Origin of the sequence: Flexithrix dorotheae DSM 6795 (genome assembly GCF_000379765.1) — a bacterium.
Classification (GTDB): Bacteria; Bacteroidota; Bacteroidia; order Cytophagales; family Flammeovirgaceae; genus Flexithrix; species Flexithrix dorotheae.
This window is the reverse complement of sequence record NZ_KB903476.1, coordinates 525,655-534,137: the sequence shown is the minus strand read 5'-3', so window position 1 is coordinate 534,137 and position 8,483 is coordinate 525,655. Positions and strand designations below refer to the sequence as shown.

Annotated in this window: 6 protein-coding genes; 5 read left to right on the top strand and 1 reads right to left on the bottom strand. The window is 34.6% G+C overall.

Annotated elements, in window-relative coordinates:
* Positions 1 to 380 precede the first annotated feature (380 nt).
* The 5 genes from A3EM_RS0132805 (at position 381) to feoB (ending at position 5,345) form a co-directional block, all read left to right on the top strand.
* Complete coding sequence (locus A3EM_RS0132805) at positions 381 to 944, top strand: RNA polymerase sigma factor (RefSeq protein WP_026210726.1); 564 nt, start codon at positions 381 to 383, stop codon at positions 942 to 944.
* A 37-nt stretch (positions 945 to 981) separates the two neighbouring features.
* Positions 982 to 1,791 carry a hypothetical protein gene (locus tag A3EM_RS0132800; protein WP_020532505.1) on the top strand — a complete coding sequence of 270 codons (810 nt, stop codon included), beginning with the start codon at positions 982 to 984 and terminating at the stop codon, positions 1,789 to 1,791.
* Complete coding sequence (locus A3EM_RS0132795; RefSeq protein WP_157638199.1) at positions 1,775 to 2,779, top strand: DUF4097 family beta strand repeat-containing protein; 1,005 nt, start codon at positions 1,775 to 1,777, stop codon at positions 2,777 to 2,779. The genes A3EM_RS0132800 and A3EM_RS0132795 overlap by 17 nt, the downstream gene beginning before the upstream one ends.
* A 215-nt stretch (positions 2,780 to 2,994) precedes the next feature.
* Positions 2,995 to 3,213 carry a FeoA family protein gene (locus tag A3EM_RS0132785; RefSeq protein WP_020532502.1) on the top strand — a complete coding sequence of 73 codons (219 nt, stop codon included), beginning with the start codon at positions 2,995 to 2,997 and terminating at the stop codon, positions 3,211 to 3,213.
* Complete coding sequence (gene feoB / locus A3EM_RS0132780) at positions 3,213 to 5,345, top strand: ferrous iron transport protein B (RefSeq protein WP_020532501.1); 2,133 nt, start codon at positions 3,213 to 3,215, stop codon at positions 5,343 to 5,345. The genes A3EM_RS0132785 and feoB overlap by 1 nt, the downstream gene beginning before the upstream one ends.
* 5 nt (positions 5,346 to 5,350) lie before the next feature.
* Here feoB and A3EM_RS46540 read toward each other — a convergent pair whose 3' ends face one another.
* Positions 5,351 to 8,353, bottom strand: a complete 3,003-nt coding sequence (locus A3EM_RS46540) for a PAS domain S-box protein (protein ID WP_083925348.1) — start codon at positions 8,351 to 8,353, stop codon at positions 5,351 to 5,353.
* Positions 8,354 to 8,483: the final 130 nt, after the last annotated feature.

Sequence of the window (8,483 nt, the reverse complement as noted above, 5' to 3'; positions counted from 1 at the left end):
TGTAGGACTTTTGAATAATAATCAACTTTGGTGGTAGTGGAAAGATGAGTAAGCAGTGCTTCGGGAATAAAGTCTAATAATTGGTCAGCCGATATTGTGTGGTCTTTAAAAACTGTCATAGTATTTTATTTATCCCTATTTAAAATACTAATAAAACAACCGTTTCTACAATTTAGTTAGACCAATCATCAATTAGTATACAGATTTTTATCTCTCCCTTTTTAAGAAAAATGACTCCTTGAAAATAAAAAAAGTCGGAAGAAAAATCTTCCGACCTTGACTGGGCTAATGGCCCTCTTTTTTTTTATCTAAAATATTAATATTTTCATTGCTTTTCGTGCAACCTCAGCATTGTTTCTCTGTCATTAAAGTTGAAAAGATTGGAAAATCAAGATTATTTGCAGAAAATCAAAATGGTAATTGAAAGGTGTATTTTGGGCGACAGAAAAGCCCAATATCAGGTTTATGAAATGTATTCTAAAGCCATGTTTAATATTTGTGTCAGAATTACAAATAATCTTGAGGAAGCTGAGGATGTGCTACAGGAGGCTTTTGTAAGTGCTTTTAGGAATATAAAATCATTTAAGGGTGAAGGCTCTTTTGGTGCTTGGCTAAAAAAGATTGTAGTTAATCATGCAATCAATCATTTGCGAAAGAAAAAACTCCAATTTGTTGATATTGATAACTTAGCAGAAGGAGCTATGAACAAAACTATAGAAGAAGAAAAAATTGATGAAAGAGAAATAACGCTGGAAGTTGGCAAAATAAGAAGAGCAATAAGGTTATTACCAGATGGCTATAGAGTGGTCTTTTCACTATACCTACTTGAGGGGTATGACCATAAAGAAATTTCAGAAATACTAAACATTTCAGAATCAACTTCAAAATCGCAATTTAACCGAGCAAAGAAAAAATTAAAAGAGATAATGTTGGAGAACGGGTAATGTTTTTTTGCTTATGGAAGTTAAACCAAAATGAAAAATGGATAAAATTGAAAAGTTTATTTTAGATAATATAGAAGGATTTCAAAGAGATAATCCTCCTGAAAGCATCTGGGTAGACATTAAGGATAAATTGGAGAATGATGATTGGTCGAATTTTATTCAAAAAAATTTTGATGAATTTAACACTGATAAGCCAAAGCGAAACCTTTGGAAATTAATAAAAGATAAATTGGATGATGATGGTTTAGATTTAACAATAAGTGAAAATAAATTAGAGTTTGATGAATTTGAACCTCATGAAGGACTTTGGGAAAAAATTGAAAAAGGATTAGAAAAAAATGAAGTTGCTGAGTTTAAAAATACCTTCCTTGAGTCAGAGCCAAAGATGGTGCCTCTAAAAGTTGTTTGGCAGATTGCAGCATCTTTTTTAGTGATTATCATGGCTATTATTGGTTTTCAATTTATCGGGGATGATAATTTGACTCAAAAGTTAAGTCAGAATAACAATAGTGAAATAAATTTAAATGAAATTTCTCCCGATTTATATGAGGCTGAAATATATTATACTTCATTGATCGAAAAGAGTCAGGAACAAATTTCCAAATACGACCTGGAAAAACTGGGATTAGAAGAAGACTTTAGTCAGGATATCAATCATTTGGACTCAATTTATTCTCAGATGAAAGAGGATCTCGTGGAAAGTCAGGGGAGTGAAAAGGTAATCAGTGCTTTAGTCGAAAATTTACGGCTAAGAATTGAAATATTGAACAGGCAGTTAGAAATATTAAAACAAATTGAAAGGTATAAGCAAAATGAAAAGAGGGAAAAGGATGGAATTAATATATAAGAACAAGATATTGGGTTGGATAATATTTTTTTTAGCCTGCCCTATTTTAGTTTATAGTCAGTCTGGTAATGAGTTGCAAAAAAAGATCAGTAAAACTTTTGATGTGAGCAAAGGCGATAAACTTAACATAACTAATAAATTTGGAGAAGTAAAAATTAATACCTGGAATGAACCCAGGATTACTGTAGAGGTAGAAATTAAGGTATGGGGCCCTAATGATAAGGTAGCTCAAAATATTTTAAACGAAATTGAAATTATTCAAAAAAGACAAGGAGACGAGATAAGTTTTAGAACAAGTATTCAAAACTCTGGCAGTAATAGAAAATCTGGGTTTGAAATAAATTACGCTGTGAATATGCCACCAATTAATGATCTTATCCTGGATAACAGGTATGGAGCAACCTACCTGGCTGATTTTAGAGGGAATTTAATCTTGAATTCAGCATATGGAAGTTTAAAAGCAGGGAAGATCACTGGAAATCATTCGGACATAAAAGTAAGCTATGGTAAAGCAGATATTGAAGAATTGTTTTATGGTAAATTGAAATCCAGTTATTGTAGTTATGTGGAATTGGGCAAAGTAGGTAATTTAAAAATAGATGATAAACATGGAAGACTAGAAATAGAGGAGGGAGAACAACTTGAGGTAGAAAGTGCTTATTCTAATTTTAATCTTGGAAGATTGACTGAATCGATTTTCCTGGACTCAAAATTTGGAAATGCAAGGATAGAAAATGTAATGGATGGCTTTAAAATTATAGATGTGGAATCTTCCTATGGGTCGCTGGTAATTGAATTGGATGATGCCGGTGATTTTGAATTTGAGGTTGATGTGAGGTATGGGAGCTTCAATCAGTCCCTTTCCAAAATTGAAATACAGCGGCAAATTATCGGAAATACATCCCAGGAAATAGCAGGAATTAGGGGAAATGGTGGGAATTCCATTGTAAAAGCCAGTTCCGCTTATGGAAACGTAAAGTTTAATTAGATTCCTTTACACCATTTTTTTATAAAGAGATATTTGAAGGCGACAAATAAATTATTTGTCGCCTTTTTTATGTCAGATTTGTTGACTTATTGCATTCCCAGTGAATTAAAATGGGTAGTAGAAAAGCTATATAAAACAATGTTTTTGTTCATTGGAAAAGTAATTTTTATAATATATTTTTGCTTGTTTAAAATCAATCTAAATAAAGACACGCTTTGAAAACAGCAGATTTATTAAAAGTGGGAGAGAAAGGCATAATCCAAAAATTTTTGGACGAGACTCTTTCTGTAAAACTTTTGGAAATGGGCTTTTTACCTGGGAGTGAAGTGAAACTGATCCGAACGGCACCATTCGGATGTCCATTGTATTTAAAGGTGGGTAAAAATTTTTTAGCGCTTAGGAGGAAAGAAGCTGTAAATGTGATTTTAAAATAATGAAGGAAGTGTTGAGTAGGCAAGGTTTGGTAAAGGTAGCCCTGATTGGAAACCCAAATTCTGGAAAGACTTCTGTTTTCAACAGACTAACAGGCCTAAACCAGAAAGTTGGTAATTTCCCGGGAGTTACAGTTGATAAGAAAACCGGAAGTTTTAATTTAGATAATAATACTCAGGCAAAGCTCATTGATCTTCCCGGAGCTTATAGCCTATATCCAACCTCGATTGATGAAAGAATTGTCCTTGATATTCTTACCAATAAGGAGGATCCTCTTTATCCTGATGTAATTGTTTATGTAGCCGATGCTACAAATTTAGAACGTCATTTACTTTTGCTTTCCCAGGTACAGGATTTAGGAATCCCTGTTATTTTAGCGCTTAACATGGCTGATTTGGCCTCTAAAGGTGGCTATAAAATTGACTCTGCTGCAATTACTAAAAAGCTGGGTATATCAGTGGTGGAAACCAACGGGCGATCCGGAGGAGGTGTTTCAGAAATTAAAAAGGAAATCCTTAATAAATTTAATCATAAAGTAATCCCTTCAGGTGGGTTTAAATTTGATAACGGATCTACAAAAGTTTTAGGAGAAATAAAGGGAAAGTTAAAAGTTGAAAATGATTACCAGGCTATTTTGTATGCCCATCACTACCAGAATTTGGGGCATTTGAATAGTGACGAAAAAGCTGTAATTGAGGATATCATTGCGAAAAATAACTTTTCCCGCATTAAGGCTCAGGTGGACGAAACCATGGCCAGATTCGATAAAATTGTGCCCTTGGTTGAAAAGGTTGTAGTAAACAATTCTAATGCTGAAACTTCCTTTACAGAGAAGCTGGATAAAATTCTAACCCACAAAGTATTTGGATCCATAATATTTATTTCCATCCTAATGGTGGTTTTTCAGGCTATTTTTGCTTGGTCAAGCTACCCAATGGATTTAATTGATGAGGCTTTTGCCAGCCTTACCGAACTTACAAAATCTTTGTTACCCGAGGGGGTAATTACCAGTCTTATCACAGATGGAATAATTGCCGGATTAGGAGGTGTGCTTATTTTCATCCCCCAAATCACTATTTTATTCCTCTTGGTAGCCCTATTAGAGGAAGTTGGATACATGTCCAGAGCAGTCTTTTTATCTGATAGTATCATGAGAAAGTTTGGGCTCAATGGAAGAAGTATCGTGTCTTTGATATCCGGAGTGGCGTGCGCTGTCCCTGCTATCATGGCTACCAGATCTATTGGTGACTGGAGAGAAAGGCTGATCACCATAATGGTAACTCCTTTAATGAGTTGTTCAGCAAGAATCCCTGTTTTTACTGTTTTAGTTGGTTTTGCAGTTCCCCAGGAATATTATTTTGGAATATTCAACCTTCAGGGTTTAGTAGTAATGGGGCTTTATATTGCCGGAGCTACAGCAGCTATTCTTTCTGCTTATGTAATGAAACAAATTCTGAAAACCAGGGAAATAAGCTACCTGGTGATGGAATTGCCTACTTATAAAATGCCCCATTGGAAAAATGTTGGTATCACTGTTTTCGAAAAGGTAAAAACCTTTGTTTTTGAAGCAGGTAAAATTATTTTGATTATTTCCATTTTCCTTTGGTTTTTAGCTTCCTACGGCCCCTCCGATAGGATGGAACAGGTAGAAAAGCAGGTCGCTACAGAGGCCACCACCAATAATTGGGATGAAACTAAAATAGAAGATGAAATAGCCTCCAGAAAAATTGAGGTTTCATATGCTGGTTATTTGGGAAAAGCCATCGAGCCAATAATTGAGCCTTTGGGTTTTGATTGGAAAATGGGTATTGCTTTAATTACTTCTTTTGCAGCCAGAGAAGTTTTTGTAGGAACTATGGCTACTATTTATAGTGTAGGAAGTAGCGGTGATGATGAACAATCAGTAGTGCAAAGAATGGCCACAGAAGTAAATCCTGAAACCGGTGAATTGGTATATGATCAGGCTACTTCATTTTCTCTCCTGGTATTTTATTTATTTGCCATGCAGTGTATGAGTACGCTTGCCATTGTGAAAAGAGAAACAAAAAGTTGGAAATGGCCTACTATTCAGCTGGTATATATGACAGGACTAGCCTATATTTCCAGTCTGGTTGTGTTCAACATTTTTAGTTGAAAAATTTAGGAAAGTGTTGGGTTAGGTAAAGCATTTTCCTGCCCTATTTTATTGGGAACATTAAAAATAAAGTTACTGCCAATATTTTGTTGGGATTCTACTTTAATATCCCCTCCAAGAATATTTAGAGATTCTTTTACGATATAAAGACCAAGTCCGGAGCCGGCCCCATCATTGGAAGCCCGGAAAAACATATCAAAAATTTTATCCACATATTCCTGAGAAATGCCCTTTCCGTTATCCTTCACACTGATTTTGGCTTCTTTTTCCGAAATAGCTACATCTATATGAATAAAAGGCTGGTCTTCTCTCGATCGTTTATAAATAACCGCATTACTCAGTAAGTTATTAAAAATAACCCTAATCCTGCCGGAGTCCGAAATTAAGTCTGAATTACCAGTAACATTTAATTTCAATTCTACTTTATCGGTACCATCAATGTATTTTAGGTTATCAAAAATATCATTAACAAGGTAATCAAAATCGATTTTTTCGGTTTTTACCTCAAGCCTTGAATTTCTGGAATAGTCGATAATCTCCTGAACAAACTTATCGAGTTTATTCACACTTTTTTCCATCATATCCAGATACATGGTATTATTGTCAGAATCACCGGCATCAAGCCTTGCTACATTTAAGAGCCCTAAAATTGATACCAGAGGTGCCCTTAAATCATGAGAAGCACTGTAAACGAACCTGTCAAGCTCTGCATTAATTCTGGTTAATTCCTGATTCTGAATTTTTAGTTTCTGTTCTGCTCCTTTTCTTTCTGAAATATCATTAGCTACTCCCAGAAACTGGTAAGGAAGCCCTTCATTGTCAATGAATGGGATAACAGAAATATTGACCCAAAAATCCGATCCTGACTTGGATATACATTTTATTTCAGCCTGCCATACATCTCCTTTAGATATATTTTTAATGCCTTCTGAAAATAATACTTTCTGGCTTTCTTCAGGTATTAAAAATGAAAATTCTTTTCCCAGAAATTCCTCTTCATTATATTCTGAAAGCGCTATCAAATTCTCATTTACGTAGGTGATCACTCCTTGTCTGTCGGTGATAACCACCAAAGAAGTAATGTCCAGAGCTTTCCTAAAATCTGATAAAGACTTATGTGTTTCTTTCAGACCAATATCTGCTTTTCTCTTTTCAGTGATATTTTGAGTGAGCAGCATTATCTGATTGATATTATCATCCGAATCCTGAAGAGGAACAGTAGTGGCAATCCAGTATTTCCCTTTGTATTCTATATCAAAAGTGATGGTTTCTCCTTTGAAAGATCTGTTAAAATAATCTTTTAGGATTTCTGCCAGTTCAACTCCATATATTTCAAAAATAGTTTTCCCAATTACTTCTTCAGGATTTTGAGGAAGGTCTTCTAATTCTTTACCTCCGGTGAATACATAGGTTAAGTTTCTGTCAATAATGTCTATGGTTCCACCAGGGAAGTTCCTGGTAAGTGTTTTGTAAAGCTGTTCATTTTGGCGCATTTGCTCCTCAGTGTTTTTCACTTCGGTGATGTCCTGCACTGTGCCAAAAAGTTCATAGGTTTTTCCAAGAGACCGAATAGGGTTAGTCGTGATTTTTATCCATTTTTTAGCCCCTTTTTCTGTCCGAATCTCCACCTCTATTTCTTTCTTATCTCCACTAATAATTGACTCTCTTATCAGCTCCCTTACCTGTTTTTCTTCCTTAGTGTCCATCACACTATAGGCCACTGTTTCATCAAGGGTTTCACCTTCATCCAGGTCATAGATATGATAAAGCTCCTTGGTGAAAGTAAACTTTTCATTGAGAATATCATAATCCCATCCGGCTATTTTAAAAGTCTCCAGAGTGGTATCCAGCAGGTTTCTCAGGTTTTTACTTTCTGTAATATCTCTTACCGTATTTACAACTGATTTATCTCCATTTTCCAGAATCATCACCGAAGATGATAACAAAATCTCAATGACTTCCCCATTTTTCTTTACCGATTTTGTTTCTATTACATGGCTTTTTCCACTTTTCAAAATCCTGTTGAAAAGTGCTTCTGCATCACTAATGTTGGATTGGGTGGTGACCAGGGAATAATGCTTATTAATTAATTCCTGTTTGGTATATCCCAGCAGGTTGCAATAATCTTTATTTACTTTAATAAATTTCCCGTCTTTATCCAGTATACAAATGCCTATATAAGCAGTATTGAATACCGTATTGATTAGGTTTTCACTAACCTTAAGCGCTTCGTTGCTTTTGTACAATTCAGAGTAGGTGGAAACAATCTCATCATTTGTGGCCCTTAATTCTTCATTGGATGCTTCCAACTCATGATTATAAGCTTCAATTTCATTATTGAGTTGTTCAAATTCCTGATCCTTTTGTTGCAGTTCACTTTGTAAACTTATTACCAATTCTCTGGCAGCGAGTAATTCCGGATTGTCAGTTGGGAAATTATTTCCAGTTTTTTGGTATAAATTTTCTCCAATTTTAGAAAATAAGGATGACCTGAAACGCAAATCTTCATTAGAATCCAGTAATAAGGCCAACCCATCACTTGCCAGCCCTAATGCAATTTGCTGAATGGTTTTTTGATTTTGTTTCTCCCCAATACCCAAATCTTGAGGAGCTACTATAAAACAATCAATGTCAGTATGGTAGAATGCCAGATTAAGTCCTTTGCTTGAAAATTTTATGTGTTTTTTAGATGCCTCCGATAAAAAAAAATGATCCTTGGTTTTTAGTAGATACTTTTCTTTCAATTTTTCATCTAAAGGCTGGCTTAACTTAAATTTCGTGGGGTCTTTTTTAAATAAATTTCCTGCGTGGGTAACCATAATCTCAAATTTCCCATTACCATTAAGATTATTGATTAGGTTAATGCAATTAATGTAGGTATTTTCCTCCAATGACTGAGCATGAAGCCAAATCTTCACCAGTTGGTCTTCTTTTTTATCCTTGAATTTTTGGGATAAAAGTTGGAAAAAATCGTCAGTCATGTATGGATTCATTATAAAAAACTGCATTTGCAGACCCTAAAAATACGATTATGAGCAATCGCTTTATCTAAATAATAATAAAAAAATAATGAAAAAATTGTCGGATGATATAAATTTATTCCGGAAATCTGGGGTTTAGTGTTTTGCCAAAAATATT